This window comes from Tabrizicola sp., assembly GCF_036781545.1.
Classification (GTDB): Bacteria; Pseudomonadota; Alphaproteobacteria; order Rhodobacterales; family Rhodobacteraceae; genus Tabrizicola.
Genome location: NZ_DAIQAT010000004.1, coordinates 21,236 through 43,711, shown reverse-complemented (window position 1 = coordinate 43,711; position 22,476 = coordinate 21,236). Strand labels below are relative to the sequence as shown.

Annotated in this window: 23 protein-coding genes; 13 read left to right on the top strand and 10 right to left on the bottom strand. The window is 68.4% G+C overall.

From position 1 onward, the window contains the following. Positions 1 to 92: 92 nt before the first annotated feature. From V7Q39_RS01870 to V7Q39_RS01855, 4 genes are all read right to left on the bottom strand, one after another. On the bottom strand, positions 93 to 1,607 hold the full coding sequence (locus V7Q39_RS01870) for a tripartite tricarboxylate transporter permease (protein WP_333814561.1): 1,515 nt from the start codon (positions 1,605 to 1,607) through the stop codon (positions 93 to 95). Positions 1,608 to 1,611: 4 nt separating this feature from the next. Continuing rightward, entirely contained in the window at positions 1,612 to 2,100 is a 489-nt protein-coding gene (locus V7Q39_RS01865) for a tripartite tricarboxylate transporter TctB family protein (RefSeq protein WP_333814560.1), read from the bottom strand. Further along, on the bottom strand, positions 2,097 to 3,041 hold the full coding sequence (locus V7Q39_RS01860) for a tripartite tricarboxylate transporter substrate binding protein (RefSeq protein ID WP_333814559.1): 945 nt from the start codon (positions 3,039 to 3,041) through the stop codon (positions 2,097 to 2,099). The genes V7Q39_RS01865 and V7Q39_RS01860 overlap by 4 nt, the downstream gene beginning before the upstream one ends. A gap of 113 nt (positions 3,042 to 3,154) precedes the next feature. After that, on the bottom strand, positions 3,155 to 4,201 hold the full coding sequence (locus tag V7Q39_RS01855) for an ABC transporter substrate-binding protein (protein ID WP_333814558.1): 1,047 nt from the start codon (positions 4,199 to 4,201) through the stop codon (positions 3,155 to 3,157). A 181-nt stretch (positions 4,202 to 4,382) separates the two neighbouring features. Here V7Q39_RS01855 and V7Q39_RS01850 point away from each other — a divergent pair, with 181 nt between their 5' ends. After that, entirely contained in the window at positions 4,383 to 5,048 is a 666-nt protein-coding gene (locus tag V7Q39_RS01850) for a response regulator transcription factor (RefSeq protein WP_333814557.1), read from the top strand. A gap of 3 nt (positions 5,049 to 5,051) precedes the next feature. Continuing rightward, a complete protein-coding gene (locus V7Q39_RS01845; RefSeq protein ID WP_333814556.1) occupies positions 5,052 to 6,419 on the top strand; it encodes a sensor histidine kinase in 1,368 nt (455 codons plus the stop codon). Between the two features lie 4 nt (positions 6,420 to 6,423). On the opposite strand, the gene gndA is transcribed toward V7Q39_RS01845, so the two are convergent. Continuing rightward, positions 6,424 to 7,821, bottom strand: coding sequence for an NADP-dependent phosphogluconate dehydrogenase (gndA, locus tag V7Q39_RS01840; protein WP_333814555.1), 1,398 nt, complete (start codon positions 7,819 to 7,821; stop codon positions 6,424 to 6,426). Between the two features lie 299 nt (positions 7,822 to 8,120). On the opposite strand from gndA, the gene V7Q39_RS01835 reads away from it, so the two are divergent. Beyond that, positions 8,121 to 9,560, top strand: a complete 1,440-nt coding sequence (locus tag V7Q39_RS01835; RefSeq protein ID WP_333814553.1) for a cobyric acid synthase — start codon at positions 8,121 to 8,123, stop codon at positions 9,558 to 9,560. A 326-nt stretch (positions 9,561 to 9,886) separates the two neighbouring features. On the opposite strand, the gene V7Q39_RS01830 is transcribed toward V7Q39_RS01835, so the two are convergent. Then, a complete protein-coding gene (locus V7Q39_RS01830; protein ID WP_333814552.1) occupies positions 9,887 to 10,804 on the bottom strand; it encodes a zinc ABC transporter substrate-binding protein in 918 nt (305 codons plus the stop codon). A 73-nt stretch (positions 10,805 to 10,877) separates the two neighbouring features. Between V7Q39_RS01830 and V7Q39_RS01825 the strand changes: the two genes are divergently transcribed. The 4 genes from V7Q39_RS01825 (at position 10,878) to V7Q39_RS01810 (ending at position 14,059) form a co-directional block, all read left to right on the top strand. Then, entirely contained in the window at positions 10,878 to 11,375 is a 498-nt protein-coding gene (locus tag V7Q39_RS01825) for a Fur family transcriptional regulator (protein WP_333814551.1), read from the top strand. Beyond that, positions 11,372 to 12,145, top strand: coding sequence for a metal ABC transporter ATP-binding protein (locus V7Q39_RS01820; RefSeq protein WP_333814549.1), 774 nt, complete (start codon positions 11,372 to 11,374; stop codon positions 12,143 to 12,145). Before V7Q39_RS01825 ends, V7Q39_RS01820 begins: the two co-directional genes overlap by 4 nt. Then, positions 12,138 to 12,920, top strand: coding sequence for a metal ABC transporter permease (locus V7Q39_RS01815; protein WP_333814599.1), 783 nt, complete (start codon positions 12,138 to 12,140; stop codon positions 12,918 to 12,920). The genes V7Q39_RS01820 and V7Q39_RS01815 overlap by 8 nt, the downstream gene beginning before the upstream one ends. A gap of 107 nt (positions 12,921 to 13,027) precedes the next feature. Continuing rightward, a complete protein-coding gene (locus V7Q39_RS01810) occupies positions 13,028 to 14,059 on the top strand; it encodes a hypothetical protein (RefSeq protein ID WP_333814548.1) in 1,032 nt (343 codons plus the stop codon). Positions 14,060 to 14,135: 76 nt separating this feature from the next. On the opposite strand, the gene speB is transcribed toward V7Q39_RS01810, so the two are convergent. Both speB and V7Q39_RS01800 read right to left on the bottom strand, forming a co-directional pair. Then, positions 14,136 to 15,110 carry an agmatinase gene (speB, locus tag V7Q39_RS01805; RefSeq protein WP_333814547.1) on the bottom strand — a complete coding sequence of 325 codons (975 nt, stop codon included), beginning with the start codon at positions 15,108 to 15,110 and terminating at the stop codon, positions 14,136 to 14,138. 145 nt (positions 15,111 to 15,255) lie between these two features. Then, complete coding sequence (locus tag V7Q39_RS01800; protein WP_333814545.1) at positions 15,256 to 16,539, bottom strand: C13 family peptidase; 1,284 nt, start codon at positions 16,537 to 16,539, stop codon at positions 15,256 to 15,258. Between the two features lie 157 nt (positions 16,540 to 16,696). On the opposite strand from V7Q39_RS01800, the gene V7Q39_RS01795 reads away from it, so the two are divergent. Then, entirely contained in the window at positions 16,697 to 19,195 is a 2,499-nt protein-coding gene (locus V7Q39_RS01795; RefSeq protein WP_333814543.1) for a GcvT family protein, read from the top strand. Positions 19,196 to 19,375: 180 nt separating this feature from the next. Here V7Q39_RS01795 and V7Q39_RS01790 read toward each other — a convergent pair whose 3' ends face one another. Further along, on the bottom strand, positions 19,376 to 19,678 hold the full coding sequence (locus V7Q39_RS01790; RefSeq protein WP_333814541.1) for a DUF962 domain-containing protein: 303 nt from the start codon (positions 19,676 to 19,678) through the stop codon (positions 19,376 to 19,378). Between the two features lie 146 nt (positions 19,679 to 19,824). On the opposite strand from V7Q39_RS01790, the gene V7Q39_RS01785 reads away from it, so the two are divergent. Together V7Q39_RS01785 and V7Q39_RS01780 are read left to right on the top strand one after the other, a co-directional pair. Beyond that, positions 19,825 to 20,136 (top strand): hypothetical protein, encoded by a 312-nt coding sequence (locus V7Q39_RS01785; RefSeq protein WP_333814540.1) that lies wholly within the window; start codon positions 19,825 to 19,827, stop codon positions 20,134 to 20,136. Between the two features lie 81 nt (positions 20,137 to 20,217). Next, positions 20,218 to 20,529: a hypothetical protein gene (locus tag V7Q39_RS01780; protein ID WP_333814538.1), complete on the top strand. Its 312-nt coding sequence runs from the start codon at positions 20,218 to 20,220 to the stop codon at positions 20,527 to 20,529. On the opposite strand, the gene V7Q39_RS01775 is transcribed toward V7Q39_RS01780, so the two are convergent. Continuing rightward, positions 20,526 to 20,855 carry an ArsR/SmtB family transcription factor gene (locus V7Q39_RS01775; protein WP_333814537.1) on the bottom strand — a complete coding sequence of 110 codons (330 nt, stop codon included), beginning with the start codon at positions 20,853 to 20,855 and terminating at the stop codon, positions 20,526 to 20,528. The genes V7Q39_RS01780 and V7Q39_RS01775 overlap by 4 nt on opposite strands. Before the next feature lie 194 nt (positions 20,856 to 21,049). On the opposite strand from V7Q39_RS01775, the gene V7Q39_RS01770 reads away from it, so the two are divergent. From V7Q39_RS01770 to V7Q39_RS01760, 3 genes are read left to right on the top strand one after another with little or no spacing between them, the layout of a single operon-like run. After that, positions 21,050 to 21,373 (top strand): AtpZ/AtpI family protein, encoded by a 324-nt coding sequence (locus tag V7Q39_RS01770; protein WP_333814536.1) that lies wholly within the window; start codon positions 21,050 to 21,052, stop codon positions 21,371 to 21,373. A 2-nt stretch (positions 21,374 to 21,375) separates the two neighbouring features. After that, positions 21,376 to 22,131 carry a F0F1 ATP synthase subunit A gene (locus V7Q39_RS01765; protein ID WP_333814533.1) on the top strand — a complete coding sequence of 252 codons (756 nt, stop codon included), beginning with the start codon at positions 21,376 to 21,378 and terminating at the stop codon, positions 22,129 to 22,131. A 41-nt stretch (positions 22,132 to 22,172) separates the two neighbouring features. Beyond that, entirely contained in the window at positions 22,173 to 22,409 is a 237-nt protein-coding gene (locus V7Q39_RS01760) for a F0F1 ATP synthase subunit C (RefSeq protein WP_294974368.1), read from the top strand. The last annotated feature ends 67 nt before the right edge of the window (positions 22,410 to 22,476 follow it).

Here is a 22,476-nt window from a genome sequence, read left to right as displayed (position 1 = left end):
AGGTTGCGAACCCGGTCCGCGGCTCAGACGATCCGTCGACGGCAGCCGCCGGGGCAGGCCTTTGGCACCGCCCGCCCCGACAGTCAGGCGGCTCAGTCCGCGTCGCCCGCGACCTGGCTCAGCACAGCCCCGCGCCCGCGCAGGCGCATCAGCATCGGCACCACAAGGAACACTGCCGACACCCCCAGAAGCACCGCCGAGACCGGGGTGGAGGCCAGCGTCCACCAGTCGCCCTGCGCAATCGCCAGTGCCCGGCGCAGCTGCTGTTCGGCCATCGGGCCAAGGATCAGCCCCACCACCACCGGCGCGACCGGATAGCCGTAAAGCCGCATCCCGTAGCCCATCACCCCGAACAGGATCAGCATCCCCAGCTCGACCGGCGAAGGGTTCACCCCGATGGTCCCGAGCGTGGCGAAGAGAAGGATACCGCCGTAAAGCCAGGGCCGGGGGATAGACAGCAGTCTGATCCAGAGCCCGATCAGCGGCAGGTTCAGGACCACCAGCATGACGTTGGCGATCAGGAGCGAGGCGATCAGCCCCCAGACCAGCTCGGCGTTCATCACGAACAGCAGCGGCCCCGGCTGCAGGCCGAACTGCTGGAACCCCGCCAGCATGATCGCCGCCGTGGCCGTCGTCGGCAGGCCGAGGGTCAGAAGCGGCACCAGCGTCCCCGCCGCCGCCGCGTTGTTCGCGGCCTCGGGCCCCGCGACACCCTCGATGGCCCCATGGCCGAATTCCTCGGGGTGTTTCGCCAGCTTCCGCTCCGCCGCATAGGACAGGAAGGAGGCCACATCCGCGCCGCCTGCGGGCATCGAGCCGATGGGAAAGCCGATGAAGGTTCCGCGCAGCCAGGCTTTCCACGACCGCCGCCAGTCCTCCCGCGTCATCCGCACGCTGCCCTTCACCCGGTGCATCCCGTCCGGCGGGTCCATCAGCGCCGCCACCGCCAGCGCCTCGCCGATGGCGAAAAGGGCGACGGCCAGCGTCGTCGTCTCGATCCCGTCCATCAGCTGCGGCACGCCATAGGTCAGCCGCGCCGCGCCGGTCAGCCCGTCGATGCCGACGCAGGCCAGCGCCAGCCCGATGAACAGCGAGGTCAGCCCCCGCAGCGCGCTGTCCCCGAAGGTCGCTGAGACCGTGACGAAGGCCAGCACCATCAGCGCGAAATATTCCCGCGGGCCAAGGGTCAGCGCCAGCTTCACCACCTGCGGCGCCAGGAAGGCCAGCAGAAGGGTCGCGATCAGCCCGGCCACGAAACTCCCGATTGCCGCCGTCGCCAGCGCCGGCCCGCCACGCCCCTTGCGGGCCATCTGGTTGCCCTCGATCGCGGTGACGATCGACGCGCTTTCGCCGGGGGTGTTCAGCAGGATCGAGGTCGTCGACCCGCCATACATCCCGCCATAATAGATCCCCGCGAACATGATCAGCGACCCGGCAGGGTCGAGGCCATAGGTCACGGGCAGGAGAAGCGCCACGGTCAAGGCCGGCCCGATCCCCGGAAGCACCCCCACGGCAGTGCCCAAGGTCACCCCGATGAGGGCGTAGAGCATGATCATCGGGTCCAGCGCCGTCGAGACGCCCTGCATCAGCAGCGAAAAGCTTTCCATCGCCCTACCCCCGGAAGATCAGCAGTTCCAGCGGCCCGCCCGGCAGGTTCAGCCGCAAGAGCCGGTCGAAGACCCCGTAGATCACCAGCGCCAGCACGAAGCCCACCGCCACCGCCTTCCACAAGGGCCGCTGCCCGAAGCCCCGCGCGGTCATGCCGAACAAGAGCGCGCCCGAGATCACAAAGCCCGCCACATGCAGAAGCGCCAGCTGGCCGATCAGGCCGCCCATGATCCACAGCACCGGAGCCGGGGCCTGGCGCGGCGGGCGCGGCAGGTCGCCCTTCAGCCCCGCAACCACCGTCATCACCGCCAGCAGCAGCAGACCATAGGCGATCAGCCGGGGCACGTCCGCCGGGCCCACGCCCGCATAGCCGCCATCCTGCTTCAGCCCCGCCGCATCGACCAGGATCATCGCGGCAAGCCCGGCCAGGCCCGCCGCGATGACGAACGCCGCCCAGCGGGGGCGGCGTTCCGGGGGAAACCCCTCGCTCACTTCACCAGACCGATGTCGCGCAGCACGCCTTCGGTCGCCGCGATGTCGGCGTCCAGCTGCGCGGCGAAGGCATCACCGGCCAGATAGGTGTTGGTCCAGCCCTTCGCCTCGAGCATCTTGGCCCAGCCCGCGCTTGCGTTCAGCTTCTCGATATCGGCGCTGATCTTGGCCTTCTGCTCGTCGCTGAGGCCCGGCGCCGCCGCGACCATGCGCCAGTTCTCGACCACCACGTCGAAGCCCGCCTCCTTGATGGTCGGCGCATCGAGTCCGGGCAGCCGCTCTGCCGAGGACACCGCCAGAAGCCGCATCGTCCCCGCCTTCACCTGTTCCTGAAATTCGCCGACCGAGGAGACCCCCGCCGTCACCTGGTTGCCCAGGATCGCCGCCATCGCCTCGCCACCGCCCGAGAAGGCGATGTAGTTGATCTTCGTCGGGTCGACCCCTGCCGCCTTGGCCAGCAGGCCCACGAGGATATGGTCCGTCCCACCCGCCGAGCCGCCTGCCCAGCTGACCGAACCGGGATCGGCCTTCAGCTTCTCGACCAGATCGCCCAGCGTCTGGATGTCCGACGCCGCCGGCACCACGATGGCCTCGGTATCGCCCGTCAGCCGCGCGATGGGGGTCACGTCCTTCAGCGTCACGGGCGAGGCATTGGTCAGGATCGCCCCGACCATCACATAACCGCCGACGATCAGCTTCGAGGGATCGCCCGCGCTGCCGGCCACGAATTGCGCCAGGCCGACGGTGCCGCCCGCGCCGGGGACGTTGATCACCTCGACCGAAGGGGCGATGCCTTCGGCCTGCAGGACTTCCTGCATCGCCCGCGCCGTGCCGTCCCAGCCGCCGCCGGGGTTGGCCGGGGCCATGATCGTGTAATCCTGCGCGAAAGCGGGGATCGCCAGCGCAGCCGCGAAGGCCACGCCAAGCATTGCGTGTTTCATCTGTTTTCCTCCCATGGGGCAACCGGGGTCGCCGAATCCGCCGGGGCTCCTCTCCCCGGAACGGATCCAGCAGAACACGCCAACCTGTCATCAACCTGACATGGGCAGCGCCCCTACTCGCCACCCTCCAGCGCGGCATTCCATTGGGCCAGGACCCGCGCCCGGCTGGCCGCGTCCAGATAGGCGAGCAGTCCCGGCGACACCGGCACCGGGCGCAGCTTCGCCCCCAGCGCCTCCTGCATCGCCGCCGCGCTGTCCTTGCCCGCCACCTCCAGGCTGATCGCGGGCAGGCGCAGCCGCTCGGCCAGCACGGTCTGCCCCTCGCGCGACAAGAGGAAATCCAGGAACGCCTCGCCCAGGTCGGGCGAGCGCGCCGCTTTCGGGACCAGCGCCACCCGGCTGACCACCACCACATAATCGCGCGGCAGCACCAGCCCCAGATCCGGCAACCGCGACGCCTGATCCGCCGCGTAAGATCCCAGCACGTTGTAGCCCAGCTTCAAGGTCCCCGCGTTCACCCGGTCGATCACGTCCTGCGAGGTCGGGAAGACCTGCACCCCGGCCCGCCCCATCGCCCGCACCAGCGTCCAGATATCGGCGAAATGCTCCTCGTCCCGCATCAGGAACAGGTATCCCACCGCCGAGCGGGCGATGTCATAGGTGCCGATCGACCCTTTCGGCGCCGTCTCCAGCCACTGGATCAGCGCCGCCCTCGTGTCCGGCGGACCATCGGGAAACGAGGGCTTGTGGTAGACGATCACCGCAGGCTCGAAGGTCAGCGCGAAGACCATGTCGCGCCAGACCGCCCACTCTGGCCAGTCCAGCACCCCCGCCACCCCGGCCTCGCTTGCATAGCCGTCATTGGCCAGCTTCACCGTCACATCCATCGCCGAGGAAAACACCAGGTCCGCCGTCGGCTTGCCCGCATCGGTCTCCTGCATCACCCGCGCGGCGATCTCGCCGGTCAGCAGGTCCTCGTAGCGCACGGCGACCTCGGGATGGTCAGCCTGGAATGCCTCGACCAATGGCCGGGCCAGCGGGGAATCGAGCGAGGAATAGATGATCAGTTCTTGCTCTTTCGCGCTGGGCGCAGGGAAGACCACCACATCCGCCCGGACAGGCAGGGCAAGGCACAGAAGCAGGGCGCGGAAAAACCACATCGGCAAAGCCTAGCCCGACCGCTGCCCGCCCGACAATCGCTCCCTCTCGAACGGCACCCCGACCCGCCTTTCCTCTTTGCCCAAATATCCCCGCCGGAGGCATCCGTCCGTCGCCACAAGCGCAAGGCAGGGCATGACGAAGTCATCGACGAAGAAACCTCACCTGCCCTAGGCTTGCCCCATGCGAATCCTGCTTGTCGAGGACGACCTGCCTCTGGCCGAAGCGCTGACCACGCTCCTCCTTGGCGCGGGCTATGCGCTGGATGTCACCCATGACGGTCTTTCGGCCGAAGCCCTTGTCGGGGCCGAGCAGTTCGACCTCGTCATCCTCGACCTCAACCTGCCGGACAAGGACGGGCTTGCCGTGTTGCGCTCGCTTCGCGCGCGGAAGAATCTGGTGCCGATCCTGATCCTGACCGCAAGGGGCGAACCCGTCGAAAGGGTGACGGGCCTCGACCTCGGCGCGGATGACTACATGGTCAAGCCTTTCGATGTGGGCGAATTCGAAGCCCGCGTCCGCTCGATTCTGCGCCGCCAGGCGGGCCTCCATGCCTCGGACGTGCAGATCGGTCCGGTCCGCTTCGACATGGCCGCGCGGCGCTTTCTGGTCGGCGACGACCCGCTCGACCTGCCCGCCCGCGAGCTGGCGCTCCTGGAGCTGTTCTTCCTGCGCGCGGGCCGCGTGGTGGGGAAAGAGGCCATCGTCCAGTCGCTCACCTCGCTGGACGACAGCCTCTCGGACAATGCCATCGAGCAATATGTCAGCCGCCTGCGCCGCCGCCTGCACCCACACGGGCTGGTGCTGCGCACCGCGCGCGGGCTCGGCTACCTTCTGGAAAGGCCCTGAGCGGTGGAACGTCCCGCCTCGCTTCGCCGCTCCATTCTGGTCTGGCTCCTTCTGGCCACCGCCGCCATCGGCGTGCTCGCGCTGGTCGATACCCGGATCGAGGCGCTCCGCACCGCGCGCGAGGTCTCAGACCGTGTTCTTACCGGGTCGGCCATGGCCATCGCCGAGGCGGTCAGCGTCGATGCGACCGGCAGCCTGGCCGTCACCATCCCCTATTCCTCGCTCGACATGCTGTCCTCCACCGCGCAGGACCAGGTCTTCTACCGCGTGGACGGGCCACAGGGCCTGCTGACCGGTTACGATGATCTGCCCCAAGCCGGGAACACCGGCGAGATCGCCCTCGCCGACGGCAGCTACCGCGACAGGCCCGTGCGCATCGCGACCATCCTTCGCGAACTGACCACCGGCGAGGGCACGCTTCCCTTCACCGTCACCGTCGCCGAAACCACCCGCGCCCGCGACGCGCTCGCCCGGTCGATCCTCACCCGCTCGGCCCTGCGGATCGCCGGGCTGATCCTCGGCGCGGCCATCGTCGCCTGGACCGCCGCGACCTATGCCCTGCGTCCCCTCGACCGCCTGTCGCGCAGCCTGGTCGGCCGCAGCGCGCATGACCTGACGCCCATCGAGACCCCCGCCCCCGCCGAGTTGCGCCCCGTCCTCGATGCCCTGAACGGCTTCCTTGCCCGCCTGTCGCAAGCCATGGCCGCCCTGCAGAACTTCGCCAGCAACGCCAACCACCAGATCCGCACGCCGCTCACCGTGGCCCGTACCCAGGTCGCCATGGCCGGAAAGCCCACGGGCCCGACCGGCCCGCTCGACAAGGCCGATCAGGCGCTGGTCCGGATCGAGCGCGTGCTGGAGCAGATCCTCATCCTCGCGCGGATCGAGGCGACCGGCGCCGCGCCCGTCCTGCGTCCGGTCGATGTCGCCGCCCTTGCCCGCAGCGTCACCGCCGACCTTCTGCCCAAGGCCGTCAGCCTGCGCCGCGACCTTGGCTACGATGGCCCGGACCGCGCGGTCGCCCTGTCGGAAGAGGTCCTTCTGGGCGAGCTTCTGCGCAACCTCGTCGACAATGCGATCACCCACTGTCCCGCCGATACCATGGTTACCGTGCAGGTCTCGCTTGCCCCCGGCGAAGTGTGGCTGACCGTCACCGACACCGGCCCGCGCCTGCCCGATCCCGCCTTCGGCCAACTCCGCGACCGCATCGCCCCGGACAGGACCCGGGGCGAGGTCCGCACCCGGACCCGCGGCCTGGGCCTTCACATCGTGGCCGAGATCGCCCACGCCCTGCAGGCCGAAATCGCGCTCGACCGGGGCGAGACAGGCCGCGGCCTTGTCTGGACCGTCCGCCTGGCCGCCGCGTCCTGAGGCGTCAGCCCCTCGCCCAGGGCCCGTGCGGCTGGTCGATACCGTCGAGCCGCTGGAACCCGTGCAGCCCGAAGAAATCGCGCTGGCCCTGGATCATGTTCGCCGTCCCGCGGCCCGTGCGCATCAGGTCGAACCAGGCCAGACCCGCCGACAGCGCAGGCAGCCCCAGCCCGTGCAGCGCCCCTGCCGCCACCACCCGGCGCAGCGCCGGAAGCGAGCGGCGCAGATGGTCGACGAAGAAGGGCGCCAGCATCAGGTTGCGACCGGGGTCTTCCGCCAGCGCCTCGGCCATGTCGTTCAGCATCGCCGAGCGGATGATGCAGCCCGCCCGCCAGACCCGCGCCACCCGCGGCATGTCCAGCGCCCAGCCGAACTCGCCCGCCGCCGCCGTCATCATCGCGAAGCCCTGCGCATAGCACAGGATCTTGCCCGCGATCAGCGCCTGCTCCAGATCGTCCAGCGCGACCTGAACCCGCTCCGGCCCCGGGCCATACAAAGCCTCGCCTGCCGCCCGCTCGCCACGCCGGGACGAGACGTTCCGCGCCATCACCGCCGCCTCGATCACCGGGATCGGCGTGCCGAGATTCTGCGCCTCGATCGCCGTCCAGCGCCCGGTGCCCTTCTGCCCCGCCGCATCGACGATCATGTCCAGCAGCGGACCGCCCGCGACCGGGTCCGCCGCCGCGGCCACCGCCGCCGAAATCTCGATCAGGTAGGACCGCAGCGCCCCCTCGTTCCAGCGGGCGAAGACCGGGGCGATCTCTGCCGCCGACATCCCCAGCCCGTCGCGCATCACGCCGTAGACCTCGGCGATCATCTGCATGTCGGCATATTCGATGCCGTTGTGCACCGCCTTGACAAAATGCCCCGCCCCCGCCTCGCCCATGTGGTCGGCGCAAGGGGTGCCGTCCTCGGCCTGCGCCGCGATCGCCGTCAGCACGGGGGCAACCCGTTCCCAATCCTCCGCCGTGCCCCCGGCCATGATTGCCGGCCCATGCCGCGCGCCTTCCTCACCGCCCGAGACCCCGATCCCCATGAAGTGGAACGGCAGGCCCACCGCCGCGCGCCGGTTGGTGTCGTGGAAATTCGCATTGCCCGCGTCGATCACCAGATCCTCCGGCTGAAGGAACGGGGACAGCGCCGCCAGCATGTCGTCCACCGGCTTGCCCGCCGGGACCATCAGGATGATCGACCGGGGGCTGGCCATTGCCGCCACCAGCCCTTCCAGCGTCTGCGCCGGCACGATCCGCCCGGCCAGGTCGCCCGCCCCGGCGACGAAGGCCTCCGTCACCGATCCCGTCCGGTTCCAGACCGCGATCGGAAAGCCCTTCTCGGCGATGTTCAGCGCCAGCGCCGCGCCCATGGTGCCAAGGCCGATCAGCCCGATACCCGGTTTCTGCATCGCGATTCCCCCAATTGCCCGCCGGATGGCGGTGTTTGCGCAAACAGACGCCTCGCGTCCCGCGCGGTCAAGCCCAAAGCCCGCGGTCCCGCCCGCATCGTCGCCAGCGCCCTGAATGGCCGCGCCTCGCGACGCCGCAGGCGCCGCCGACTGGTTGCCTTTTCCCGCCTCATCGGCTTTGTCGGGCGGATGATGCCCGATCTTGTCCACTTCACCCCCGGTGGCGACAGCCGCCGCGTCCGGGTCGCCCCCAACCCCGGCGGCGGCCTGCTCTGCCCCGGGCAGATGGCAGGCAGGATATGAAACGCATCATGATCCAGGGCGCCGGGTCCAATGTCGGCAAGTCGCTGCTGGTCGCGGGCCTCTGCCGCCATTTCACCAGAACGGGCCTGACCGTCCGCCCCTTCAAGCCGCAGAACATGTCGAACAACGCCGCCGTGGCCGAGGGGGGCGAGATCGGCCGCGCCCAGGCCCTTCAGGCCCGCGCCTGCGGGGTTGCCCCGCATGTCGACATGAACCCCGTCCTCCTGAAACCGGAATCCGAGACCGGCGCGCAGGTCATCGTGCAGGGCCAGCGGCTGACCACGGTGAAGGCCCGCGACTATGCCGCGCTGAAGCCGCAACTGATGGCCCCGGTCCTCGACAGCTTCCGCCGCCTCCAGTCACAAGCCGACCTCGTCATCGTCGAGGGCGCGGGCAGCCCGGCCGAGGTCAACCTGCGCGCGGGCGACATCGCCAACATGGGCTTCGCCCGCGAGGCCCGCGTGCCGGTGATCCTGACCGGAGACATCGACCGCGGCGGCGTCATCGCCCAGCTCGTCGGCACGCAAGCGGTGCTCGACCCCGAGGATGCCGCGATGATCAGGGGCTTCCTGATCAACAAGTTCCGCGGCGACGCCCGGCTCTTCGACGAGGGCTATCGCCTGATCCAGGACCGCACCGGCTGGCAGGGCCTCGGCGTGATCCCCTGGTTCCCCCAGGCCCACCGCCTTCCTGCCGAAGACGCCGCCGACCTCGGGGGCACGAGGGGCAGCGGCAGCTTCCTCATCGCCGTCCCCCACCTGAGCCGCATCGCCAATTTCGACGACCTCGACCCGCTGGCGCAGGAACCGGGCGTCACGCTGAAGATCGTCAAGCCCGGCCAGCCCCTGCCGGTCGAGGCGGACCTGATCATCCTGCCGGGAAGCAAGGCCACCATCGCCGACCTCGCCGATTTCCGCGCCCAGGGCTGGGACATCGACCTCGCCGCCGCCCTGCGCCGGGGCGCGAAAGTCCTCGGCCTCTGCGGCGGCTACCAGATGCTGGGCCGCGAGATCGCCGACCCCGAGGGCATCGAAGGCAGGCCCGGCTCTGTCCCCGGCCTCGGCCTCCTCGACCTCACCACCACGATGACCCCCGACAAGCGCGTGACGGAAACCGAAGGGGTCCATCCCGCCTCGAACACTCGCGTCAGGGGCTATGAAATCCACCTCGGCCGCACGGAAGGCCCCGACCGCACCCGCCCGATGTTCACCGTGAGCGGCCAGCCCGAAGGCGCCATCCGCGCCGATTGCCGGGTGATGGGCAGCTACCTGCACGGCATGTTCGGCGAAGACCTCTTCCGCCGCGCCTTCCTCGCCAGCCTCGGCGCCACCCCCGGCCAGATCAGCTATGACCAGACGGTCGAGGAAACCCTCGACGCCCTCGCCGACCATCTCGCCACTTATGTCGACTGCGAGGCGTTGTTGAAGCTGGCATAGGTCCAGACCCGCCCCGCTCTCCTTTCCCGCTTCCTCCAGACCCTGCCGTCAGAGGCTCGACGCGCCAAGCTCAGCGCTCCTCGACGGGCGCCCGGCCTTTCATCTTTGCCCAAATATCCCCGCCGGAGGCAGCCCAGTCACCGCACACTCAACCCGGCCTTTCATACTGGCGCAAATATCCCCGCCGGAGGCAGCCAGGCTAAATCCCGGCACAACCGCTCCCTTCCGCGCGCCGTCAGTGCCAAGCGCCTCCCCTCCCCCTCCGTGGAGAGGAGCCGGGGTTGGGGGGCCTGCGCCCGGCGCTCGGCAAACGCCCCCGGTGGGCATCACCCGCCCGCACAATCCGCAATCGTCTGCGCCAGCCCGGTCAGCAGCGCCGCATAGGCCCCCGGCCCCGGCTCTAGCGAGGATCCCACCGGATCCAGCGCGCCGCCGATCTTCGCCCCCGTCCCCTCGACCAGCTGCTCGACAAGGGCCGGATCATGCTGGATCTCGGGGAAGAGGCAGACCACATGCCCCGCGACGATCTCGGCGCGCAGCTTGGCCAGCCGCGCAGCGCCCGGTGTGGAGGCATCCCCCAGCGAGACGCTGCCCGCGAAATCCAGCCCGAAATGCGCGCCGAAATAGCCGTAGGCGTCGTGGAAGGTGACGAGCGGCTTGCCCTTCGCAGGGGCGAGGAGCGCCTCCAGCTCCACGTCCAGCGCGGCGATCCCTTCCGCCGCCGCGGCCGCATTCGCCTGGTAGGTACCCGCATTCTCCGAGTCCAGCCGCGACAGTTCCGCCGCGATCAGGCCCAGCCAGGCTTGCGCATTGCCGGGGTCGAGCCAGGCGTGGGGGTCTTCGGAACCATGGTCGTGACCCGCTTCCTCGTGGTCGTGGTCCGCTTCCTCATGATCCTGGCCCCCCTCCCCCTCGGCATAGCTGCGCAGCTTCGTGCCCTTGGCATCCAGCAGCGCCAGCGAGGCCGCCCCCTCGGGCCGGGTTCCCATTGCGCTTTCCAGCCAGGGGGTCAGCTCCGGCCCGATCCAGACCACCAGCCCGGCCTTGGCCACCGCCCCGGCCTGACTGGGGCGCAGCTGGAAGTCATGCTCATCCGCCCCCTTGGCCAGCAGCTGCTGCGGCTGCCCCAGATCGCCCATCACCTGCGCGACCAGCGCCTGCACCGGGGGGATGTCGGTCACGACCGCAGGCACCTCGGCAAGGGCGGGGGTGGCGGTCATGAGGAGAGTAATGATATAACGCATCAGCTAGGCCTTTCCGTTGTAGGCCGATCTATGTATGTAATATCATAACACGTCAACCCCCGTGATAGCGCCCATGCCCGACCTCAGCCCCGCTGCCCCCGATCTGGCCTTCGCCGCCCATGACCATGCCCATTGCGCCCACGACGCGCTGGAGCGGGCCGAGGCGCTGACGAAGGCCAGCGGCGCGCGCATGACGCCGGTGCGCCGCCGGGTGCTGGAAATCCTGCTCGAGGAACACAAGGCGCTCGGGGCCTATGACGTGCTGGCCCGGCTGGCGACCGAGGGGTTCGGCAACCAGCCCCCCGTCGCCTATCGCGCGCTGGAATTCCTGGTGGAGCAAGGCCTTGCCCACCGCATCCAGCGCCTGAACGCCTTTACCGCCTGCGTCCATCCCGGCCAGGATCACGCCCCCGCCTTCCTGATCTGCCGCCTCTGCCACATGGTCGCCGAGGCCGAAGCCAGTGCCGCCCGCACCGCGCTCGACGCCGAGGCCGCCCGCGCCGGGTTCCAGGTCGAACGCTCGACCATCGAGGCGCTCGGTCTCTGCCCGAACTGCCGGGGGGCGGCATGAGCCTGATCGCCGCCGACCACATCTGCGTCCGCTTCGGCGCCGAGGAAGTGCTGCACGACATCAGCCTGACCGTCCAGCCGGGCGAGATCGTCACCATCCTGGGTCCCAACGGTTCGGGCAAGTCCACCCTGCTGCGCGCGCTTCTGGGCATCATCCCGACGGCCGAGGGGCGGATCACCCGACAGCCCGGCCTGCGCATCGGCTATGTGCCGCAGAAGCTCACCATCGACCGGACCATGCCGATCACCGTGCGCCGCTTCCTGTCGCTGCCGACCCGCGTCAGCGATGCCCAGGCCGAAGAGGCGCTGGCCCGCACCGGCATGGCGGGCCAGGGGACCGAGCAGATGACCACGCTCTCGGGCGGCCAGTTGCAGCGGGTGCTCTTGGCCCGCGCGCTTCTCGGGCAGCCGCAGCTTCTGATGCTGGACGAGCCGACCTCTGGCCTCGACCAGCCCGGCGAGGCCGCCTTCTACCGGCTGATCGAGGAGGTGAGGGCCGAAACCGGCGCGGCGGTGCTGATGATCAGCCACGATCTGCACGTGGTGATGGCCGCCAGCGACCGGGTGATCTGCCTCAACGGCCATATCTGCTGCGAAGGCACCCCCCGCGTGGTGTCGACCGCGCCGGAATACCGCGCGCTCTTCGGCCTTGGCACCCAGGGCGCGCTGGCGCTTTACCGCCACGAACACGACCACGCGCATGAGGACGGCCCGCACCACCATCACCACGACCATGGCCACGATCACGACCACGACCATTCCCATGCTTGACGATTTCCTGGTCCGCGCAGCCCTTGCCGCCGTCGGCCTCTCTCTCGCCACCGGCCCGCTCGGCGCCTTCGTCGTCTGGCGGCGGATGGCCTATTTCGGCGATGCCACCGCCCATGCCGCCGTGCTGGGTGTGGCGCTGGCGCTGGCCACCGACCTGCCCATCGGCCTCGGCACCCTGGCCGTCGCGCTGGCCATGGCCGTCACCGTCGCGGGCCTGTCCGCACGGGGCTGGGCGATGGACACCACGCTCGGCGTCCTTGCCCATTCCGCCCTCGCCTTCGGCCTTGTCGCCGTCAGCTTCTTTCCCGCCGTCCGCACCGACCTGTCGAGCTATCTCTTCGGCGACATCCTTGCCGTCAGCCGGGGCGAGCTGGCGCTGGTCTGGCTCGGCGCGCTGGCCGTCCTGGCCCTCCTCGCCTGGCGCTGGCAGCGGCTCCTGACTGCGACCGTCAGCGAAGACCTCGCCCATGCCGCCGGCATCCGCCCCGACCGCGAACGCCTTGTCCTGGTCATCGCCCTCGCTCTCGTCGTCGCCGTGGCGCTGAAGATCGTCGGCGCGCTTCTCATCGCCGCCATGCTGATCATCCCCGCCGCCACCGCCCGCAGCTTCGCCCGCACCCCCGAGACGATGGCCGCGCTCGCCATCCTCCTCGGCGCGGGTTCGGGACTCGGCGGCCTCGGCCTCTCGCTCTGGCAGGACACGCCGACCGGACCCTCGATCATCGTAACCGCCGCCGCGCTCTTCGCGCTGGCCTCTTTCCGGCGACAAAGTTGAGCAGAAACCCGTATCTTGCCCGAAGCTTGCCCAAATTCACCGCTATCACCGGCCCCAGACCAGCCAGGGCCAAAGATGCCAAGGCCAAAGTTACCAAGGACTGACCCGTGTTCCGCTTGATCGGTTTTCTCGTGATCTTCGCCCTCACCGCCGGGGGCTTCGTCTTCGTCGACTACAAGATGTCCGCCCGCTGGGCCGGGCGCGAGGATGCCGGCGGACTGACCTTCCGCGAATATCTCGGCGGGCTCTCCGGGCGTATCTCGGGCCTCGGCGGGGGCGGCGCACAGGGGATGCCGACAAAGCTGGCCGACATGCTGCCGAAACCTCCCGAAGGCTGGAAGGCCCGCCCGGTCGAAGCGGGGGACACCGAGGGGTTCCTGCCAAAGAGCGACAAGAAGGCCGACAAGAAGGGCATCGCCGCCGTTACCGCGATGGCCGGGGGCGAGGCCGGATCGGGCGTCGAGGTGGCCGCGCTGACCTATGAAAAGGGCGACCGCAAGCTGATCGTCAAGGCGGTGCGCTACCCGAACCTGATCTTCACCAGCATGGCGGCGATGCCCCAGCGGCTGGAACTGCAGATGCAGACCGCCGAATTCCGCGGCACCGAATTCGCCACCGTCCGCGGTCTCGACGTGACCGAAGACCTTCTGCCCGACGGCTTCCGGGGCCGGATGTTCCTTGCCGATGTCGGCGGGCAGATCCACCTGCGGGTGCTTGCGCCGAAACGGATGAAGGATGAGGAACTGGTGCCCTTCCTGCAAACCCTGCATGTCAAGGCGATGAACGCGGATGTGGTCGACAAGGTCGAGGGGCTGGGCGAGGTTCCGGTGATCGTCCTCGCCTCGGCGCTGGAGGGGGCCGAGCGGGATGCCTACCTGGCCGACGTCGCCGCGCGTGGGGCAGCAAAGGCGGCGCACGTGGACGCCGAAAGCGCCGAGGCCGCAGCGGCGCAGACGACCGAAACCCCGGTCGAGGACAGCGCGGGTGGCGGGTTCCTGAGCACGCTTTTCGGCGGCGGTGAGGACCCTGCGCCGGAGGCCGAGGCCGCGGCACCGGCGAAATCCGGCAAGGTCGGCTGCACCACCGGCAAGGATGGCGTCAAGCGTTGCACCGTCGCGACCGCGGCCCCAGGCGGCTGACCCGAAATCGGGACCTGCACACCAAGTCCAGGAATTCTTTTGAAAATTCATGGGCTTAAGGCAGGAACACAGCCTCCTAGAAGCTCAATCCCGAAAACCGCGACGGGTTCTGCGGCACGCCCGGCAGGACGCAGAGCATCTCATACAGGAAATTCGCCCCGATCAGCGCGGTGTTCCCCGTCGGGTCATAGGGTGGCGAGACCTCAACCAGATCGCAGCCGACGAGGTTCAGTCCCGCACAGCCCCGGATGATCTCCAGCCCCTGCCAGGTGGTCAGCCCGCCCGGCTCCACCGTCCCGGTGCCGGGGGCAAAGGCTGAATCCAGACTGTCGATGTCATAGCTGAGGTAAACCGGCGCATCACCGATCTTCTCGCGGACAATCCGCATCAGCGGGGTCAGCGACTTGTGCCAGCATTCCTCGGCCTGCACCACCGTCCAGCCCTGCCTGCGGCCCCAGTCGAAATCATCCGCCGCATAGCCGGTGGCGCGCAGCCCGATCTGGAACACCTTGTCGTTCAGCAGGCAGCCATCCTCCCACGCCCGGCGGAAGGGGCAGCCATGCGCCACCGTCTCGCCGAACATCGTGTCGTTGATGTCGGCATGGGCGTCGATGTGGATCAGCGCGACCGGCCCATGACGCTCCTTGATCGCCCGCAGGATCGGCCAGGTCAGGGTATGGTCGCCGCCGAGGGTCAGCGGGATCACCCCATGCGACAGCACCTCGCGGTAATGCGCGGTGATGATGTCGACCGTCTTCTTCAGGTCGAAGGTGTTGATCGGCACATCGCCCAGGTCGGCCACCTGCAGATGATCGAAGGGCGCGGCCCCGGTGGCCATGTTGTAGGGCCGGATCATCCGGGACTCATCCCGGATCTGCCGGGGGCCAAGCCGCGTGCCGGGGCGGTTCGAGGTGCCATGGTCCATCGGGATGCCGATGAAGGCCGCATCCAGCCCCTTGGCAGAGGTCGCCGCAGGCAGCCGCATCATCGTCGCCGGTCCGCCGAAGCGCGGCATGTCGTTGCCGCCGAGGGGTTGGTTGAAGCCGCTCATTTCATCCGCCTTCCCGTGCTGGTCCGCGCCAAGCTTGCCCAGATTTCAAGCGGCGGCAAGCCGCGGCGCCTCCTCGCGCGACGTCTTTTAGTCGGCAGGGCGCAACCAAGGCGAGGAGTGCCAAAAGCCTCGACGAGCGGCCCCGTCAGCGCGCGGCCAGCAGCCGGTCCAGCACCGCGCCCACCTCGGTGCCCTCGCTGATCTGCGGCAGGCTCTGCGTCAGCCCGTCGGCGGCTTCCTTCCGCGCCACATCCTCCGCCGCCAGCGGAAACGCCCTGCGCGGGTCCCGCTCGGCCCGCAGCCCAAGGTCGAAGAACGACTGGCCGAACTCGGTCCACTCCGCCCCGTCGCGGCAGCCGAACGAGGTCCGGTCCCCCCGCGCCGCCGTGATGATCAGCCGGTCCGGAGCGGCAATGTCGTCGATGAACGAGCCCGAATGGCAGGCCGAGACGACGATGACCGCCGGGCCGATCCCGCTGTCCTCCAGCATCCTGCGAAACTCTTCCGCGGTCAGGTTGGTGGTCCCGGCTTCGGGGAAGCTCAGCGAAAAGACGTCCTCGCCGCCATGCGAGGCAAGGAACAGGAAGGCCACGTCCTCCGGCCCCTGCCGCCGCCCGATCTCGGCCAGCGCGCGGGCCAGGTTGGCGCGGTTCGCCAGCGGATAGCGCGTCGGATGGTCGTGGCTGTTCGCCAGCCGCAGCGTCCGCCCGCCCGAGCCGTATTGCGCATCAAGGATGGCAAAGACGCTTTCCACCTCGGTCAGGAACACCGACTGGTCCGCCGTGCCCCCCAGCGCCAGGGCAAAGACCTCCGGCACCCCCGGCACCTGCGGCGCAAGCGCGCCGACCTGTTCCCCCATCAGCCGATCTTGCGCCGCATACAGCGCCTCGACATCGACCGGGGTATAGGCCTCGTCCCAACCGGCATCGGGAAAGACATACAGCGCATCCACCGGGAACCAGCGCAGCACCACCTCCTGCGTCGCCAGGAACACCACCGCCATCACCAGCCCCGCCCGCAGCCAGCGCCGTCCCGGCGCCCGCAACAGCCAGACCAGAAGCGCCACCCCGATCAGATGCGTCAGGCCCCGCAGCGCCGCAACCCGCGCCTCGGTCGCGAACAGGCCGGGCGCCTCGCGATACAGCGTCCAGATCGCCAGGTTCAGCACCGCCCCCAGCAGGAACAGCAGCGTCACGGCGCGGGCCAGCAGGTCCACCCGCCCGACCAGCGCCAGTCCCGCGACCAGCCCCGCCACCACCATCGCGCTTTGCGCCACCGCCGTCTGCACGCCCCAGAGCGACAGCTCGCCCCCCGGTCCGAAGCTGGCCCTCTGGGCTGCGATCTCGGCCAGCCAGAAGACCAGGATCGCCCCCAGCGCCACCAGCGCGGGCCGGGCAGAAAGACGCGCGGGACTGTCCGTCATAACCATGCTCGATTCCCTTTTCCGCCCTTCAACCGCAGAATCCCGGCAAGACTGCGGCGGCATGTCGCGAATGTCGTTTTCTGACGCCAAAGGTCGGGTGGACTTGCCCGCCTTCCCGCGCCTCTGTCAGATAGGGGCAAACCATTGCCCGGAGGCGCGCAAGATGAAGACCCATGTGAAAGCCCTTGTCGTCGGCGGCGGCGCGGTCGGCACCGGGATCGCCTATCACCTCGCCAAGGCCGGCTGGGACACCATGCTGGTCGAACGCGACGAGCTGACCGCAGGCTCCACCTGGCACGCCGCGGGCCTGCTGCCGCTGTTCAACATGGGCTACGCCACCACCCATATCCACAAGTATTCGGTCGATTTCTACAAGGGCCTGCAAGCCGAAACCGGCCTCGACGCGGGCTTCTATGTCGTCGGCAACCTGCGGATGGCGCAACATCAGCAGCGGATGGACGAGTACATGCTCTACTCCTCCGTCGCCGAGACCGCAGGGGTCTACCACGAATTCCTGACGCCCAAGGAAATCAAGGACCGCTGGCCGCTGGTCCGCACCGAAGACCTGATCGGCGCGCTCTACCACCCGCAGGACGGCTACATCAACCCGGCCGACGTGACCCAGGCCATGGCCAAGGGCGCCCGCCAGCACGGCGCCACCATCGAGCGCAAGGTCCAGGTCGACGGCTACCGCTGGACCGGCAGCGAATGGATCGTCTCCTGCACAAGGCTGGAGGAAAAGGGCGGGATGCTGGTCGCCACCGACGACAAGTTCGACATCACCGCCGAACATGTCGTGACCGCCACCGGCAACCACGCCCAGCGCACGGCGAAGCTTCTGGGCATCAAGACCCCCGCCGTCGTGGTCGAACACCAGTATATCGTGACCGAGCCCGACCCCGCCCTCGTCGAATGGCGCAAGACCAACCCGCAGCACCCGGTCCTGCGCGATGCCGATGCCAAATGGTATGTGCGTGAGGAACGCGGCGGCTGGATCCTCGGCCCCTACGAAAAGGGCGCCCCCGCCCGCTTCCAGTATGGCGTCCCCGACAGCTTCCGCGCCGACCTCTTCCCGCTGGATCTTGAGCGGATCGAGCAGGAATACATGTCCTTCATCCACCGCATCCCCTCGTCTGAAACCGTGGGCCTCAAGGACGATTACAACGGCCCGATCTGCTATACCCCCGACGGCAACCCGCTGGTCGGCCCCGCGCCCGGCCTGCGCAACATGTGGCTGGCGGAAGGCTTCTCCTTCGGCATCACGGCGGCAGGCGGCACCGGCCATTACCTCGCCCAGCTGATGACCGAGGGCGAGGCCGAAATCGACATGGCCTCGCTCGACCCCAAGCGGTTCGGCGGCTGGATGACCACCGAATACGCCTCCCGCAAGAACGAGGAGTGCTACGACCACGTCTTCATCCTGCACCACCCCGACGAAGAGCGCGAAACTTGCCGCCCGTTGCGCACCGCCCCCGCCTATGACCGGCAGAAAGAGATGGGCGCGCAGTTCGGCCAGGTGAACGGCTGGGAACGCCCGAACTACTACGGGCCCAAAGACGCCCCCGCCGATTTCGATCACAACTCGCGCAGCTTCCGGCGCGGCGCCTGGTGGCAATATGCCAAGGCCGAGGCCGAGGCCGTCCGCAACACCGTCGGCATCATCGACGCCTCGGCCTTCACCAAGCATCTGCTGCGCGGGCCCGGCGCGACCGCCTTCCTCGACCATTTCACCTGCAACAAGCTGCCGAACGTGGGCCGGATCAACCTGACCTATGCCCTCACAGAACACGGCACCACGCGGACCGAATACACCATCGTCCGCCTGAAGCAGGACGAATACTACCTGATCTCCGCCGGGGCCTGGACGGCCTATGACTACGACTTCCTGCAGAAAGCGGCGGACGACTGGATGGCGCAAGGCGGCGGCCATATCGACATCCACGACATCACCACCCAATGGGGCGTCTACGCGCTGGCCGGCCCCAACGCCCGCGCGCTGCTGAAGGACATCGTCAAGGACGCCGATCCCGACACCGTTCTGTCGAACAAGCGCTTCCCCTGGCTGTCCTACCGCGACATCGAACTGGGCATGTGCCCCGTCCGTGCCGTCCGCGTGGCCTATACCGGCGAGCTTGGCTGGGAACTGCACTATCCCATCGAATTCGGCCGCTATCTCTGGGACCTGATCTGGTCGGTCGGTGAAAAGCACGGCCTGAAAGGCGTCGGCGCCCGCGCCCAGAACTGGCTGCGGCAGGAGAAGAGCTACCGCGCCTTCGGCAACGAACTGGGCCGCGACGCAACCCCGCTGGAAGCCGCGCTCGACCGCTTCGTCGACCTGACCAAGGACTTCCGCGGCAAAGAGAAGATGCTGGAGACCGGCATCCGGTCGAAATGCGTGACCCTGCTGATCGACGGCCCGGCGGACACCGATCCCTGGGGCAAGGAGGCGCTGATCCATGACGGCGTGAAGGTCGGCCGCCTGACCTCCGGCGGCTACTCGGTCGCCTTCGGCAAGCAGATCGGCATGGGCTACGTCCCCGCCGCCCTGGCGGAACCCGGCCAGAAGCTGAAGGTCAAGATGCTGCTTCAGGAATGGGATGCCGTCGTGACCGAGGACAGCCCCTTCGACCCGACGAACGCCCGCATCCGCGTAGACGGCTGACCGGTTTCTTCGAAGAAATCGTATCGGAGCCTTCAAAGGCTCCGGTCCGAAATCTTCGAAGAGTTCGGCGGCTCACGCTGGGACAGCCCCCGATCGGCACTGACAAGGACGATGCGGTCGCGCAGCCCGCCGGTCTGGAGCGCGCTTGACTATATCCCTCAGGGGACGGCGCAACGCACCCTAGACCCGCCCCGTCACCTTCTTCCACCACCAGCGCGTGCCCACCAGCAGGAAGCGCCAGTCCTTGAAGAACTCGGGCGGCTTGCCCTCGATGGCGTGGCCGATGAACTGCAACACCCAGCCCGCCACGAACAGCCCCAAAGCCCAGGACCAGAGACCAGGCAGGACCAGACCCAGCATCCCCAGCGCAATCGCCACCACGATCATCGGGATCCCGACCGTATGCGTCAGCCGGTTCCAGGGGTTGCGGTGGCTTTCGGCATAGTCGGCGATCCAGTCGTCCCAGCTGCGTCCCTTCAACATCGCCTGATCCTCCCTTTCCCCGAAAAGGATAGGCCCGCCGCGCTTGTTGGCGCAATGCGCAGGCGCCGTCTTTCCGCCGGGTCATCGCCCGCCGCCTTGAAGCAAGCCCCCGACGCCGCCATCTAGGAACATCGGATGGAGAGATGATGAGCGACCGAGAGCGCAGATTCCAGCGGCAGTTCGACGTCATCGGGCGTCTGGTTCCGGTGCTGCAAGGACCGATGTCGACGCTGCGCGGCGACAGCTGGTTTGCGGTCCGCCTTCCTGTCGCGCTTCTTCTGATTCTGGGCGGCCTGTTTTCCTTCCTGCCCGTGCTGGGCGTCTGGATGCTGCCGCTTGGTCTGCTGCTGCTCGCGGTCGACCTGCATATCCTGCGCGCCCCGATTTCGGCGGCCATCATCCGGGCGCGGCATGGCGGGCGGCGCTGGATGCGGCGCTGGCGGGCCCGGCGCCAATAAGACGCGCGAAGCCTCGGAAGTCTCCCTGTCGTGGTCCTGTTTCACTGGCCCGGCATACCGGGGCAGGAAAGCGGGGTCGCCATGACACGCCACGAGCGCAGGTTTCACCGCCAGTTTCAGGCGCTGGAGCGCATGATCCCCCCGCTGCGCGGACCGATGTCGCATCTGCGCCGGGACAGCTGGTTTCCCATCCGCTTTCCGCTGGCGGTGATGCTGACGATCGGGGGGCTCTTCTGGTTTCTGCCGGTGCTGGGCCTGTGGATGCTGCCCGCGGGTCTTCTGCTGCTGGCCATCGACCTGCCCACTCTGCGCGGTCCGGTCTCGGTACTGGTGATCCGGGGCCGCCGCCTGGCACAGCGCTGGCTCCGGCGCTGGCGCGGGGGACGCCGCTAGTCTTCCTCGGACAGTTCCTGCTCCAGGAACCGCTCGAAAGCGTCGAGGTCCAGCGGATCGACCTGCCCGAAGGCCCGCATCCAGACCAGCGCCCCGCGCATCGCCTCGGGTTCCAGCTTGCACCAGATCACCCGGCCGCGTTTCTCCCGGCTGATCAGCCCCGCCTCGGACAGCACGGCAAGGTGCTTGGAAATGGCGGCAAGGCTCATGGCGAAGGGCTCGGCCACATCCGTCACCGCCATGTCGTCCTCCAGCAGCATGGCCAAGATCGCCCGCCGGGTCGGGTCGGCCAGGGCGGCGAAGACGGCATCCAAGGGGTCGGTCATCCGGCGACTATCCCTGCGCACCCGGCAATCGTCAACCGCGGGGTTGAATATGGAAAGGCGCGCGGATGCGGCCACCTAGCTTGCCCGCGGCAAGCAAAGCATAGCCATTTCAAAAGCTTGTACCTTTCTCTGCGTGCTTGACTCCTGCCCCCCCTCTCCGTAGAACCGCGACGACCGACAAGGGGCCAAACCTCATGGCGACCGAGCCCGATCCCGACCGTCTCCGCGCGCTGGAAGCGCGGCTCGATCAGGCGAAGGGCAAGCCTGAGGTGAAGCAGACCGAAACGGCCAAGGGTTTCTCGCAGGGCGAGGTGGCCTGGAGGATGGTGATCGAGCTGGCGACCGGCATCATGCTGGGAACCGCCATCGGTTACGGGATCGACGCGCTGTTCGGCACGCTCCCGGTCTTCCTGGTGATCTTCTCGCTTCTGGGCTTCGCGGCGGGCGTCAAGACGATGCTCGGCACCGCGAAGGAACTGGGACGGAAGGCCGAAAAGGCCGGGAAGAAAGGGGACTGACGATGGCGACCGAAGAACACGGCAGCGGGCTTGCGATCCACCCGATGGACCAGTTCATGGTCAAGCCGCTGTTCGGCAACGGCCCCATCGAATGGTACACCCCCACCAACGTCACCCTCTGGATGGGCATCGCCATCCTCGCGATGGTCGCGCTTCTTGTCCTGTCCACCCGCCGCCGCGCCATCGTCCCCTCGCGCGGGCAGTCGGTGGCCGAGATGTTCTACGGCTTCATCCACAAGATGGTGGAGGACGTCGCCGGCCATGAAGGCCTGAAGTTCTTCCCCTATGTCATGACCCTCTTCATGTTCGTCTTCCTGTCGAACATGCTGGGCCTGATCCCGATGTCCTTCACCACCACCTCGCACATCGCCGTCACCGCGGTGCTCGCGCTTCTGGTGTTCCTGACCGTCACCCTCGTCGGCCTCTACCGCAAGGGCATCGGCTTCCTGGCGATGTTCTGGGTCTCCTCGGCGCCGCTGATCCTGCGCCCGATCCTCGCGGTGATCGAGCTGATCTCCTACTTCGTCCGCCCGCTCAGCCATTCCGTCCGTCTCGGCGGCAACATGATGGCCGGCCATGCCGTGATCAAGGTCTTCGCGGGCTTTGCCGGCGCGATGGGCGTCGCCTCGGTCGTCCCGATTGCCGCCATCACCGCGGTCTACGGGCTGGAAACCCTCGTCGCGGCCGTCCAGGCCTATGTCTTCACCATTCTGACCTGCGTGTACCTGCGCGACGCCGTCGGCGACGCCCACCACTAAGGTCCGGACAACCAACCCCCAGCATTCCAAAGGAGAATATCATGGAAGGCGAACTCGCGCTCCTCGGCAAATACATCGGTGCCGGCCTTGCAACCATCGGTCTGGGCGGCGCCGGCATCGGCGTGGGCCACATCGCCGGCAACTTCCTGTCGGGCGCCCTGCGCAACCCGTCGGCAGCCCCCGGCCAGATGGCCAACCTCTTCGTCGGCATCGCCTTCGCGGAAGCCCTCGGGATCTTCTCGTTCCTGATCGCCCTTCTGCTGATGTTCGCCGTCTGATCCTTCCTGACTGACGTCCGGGCCGGACAGCTGTCCGGCCCTGGTTCCAAAGTTCAGGAGAGACGAC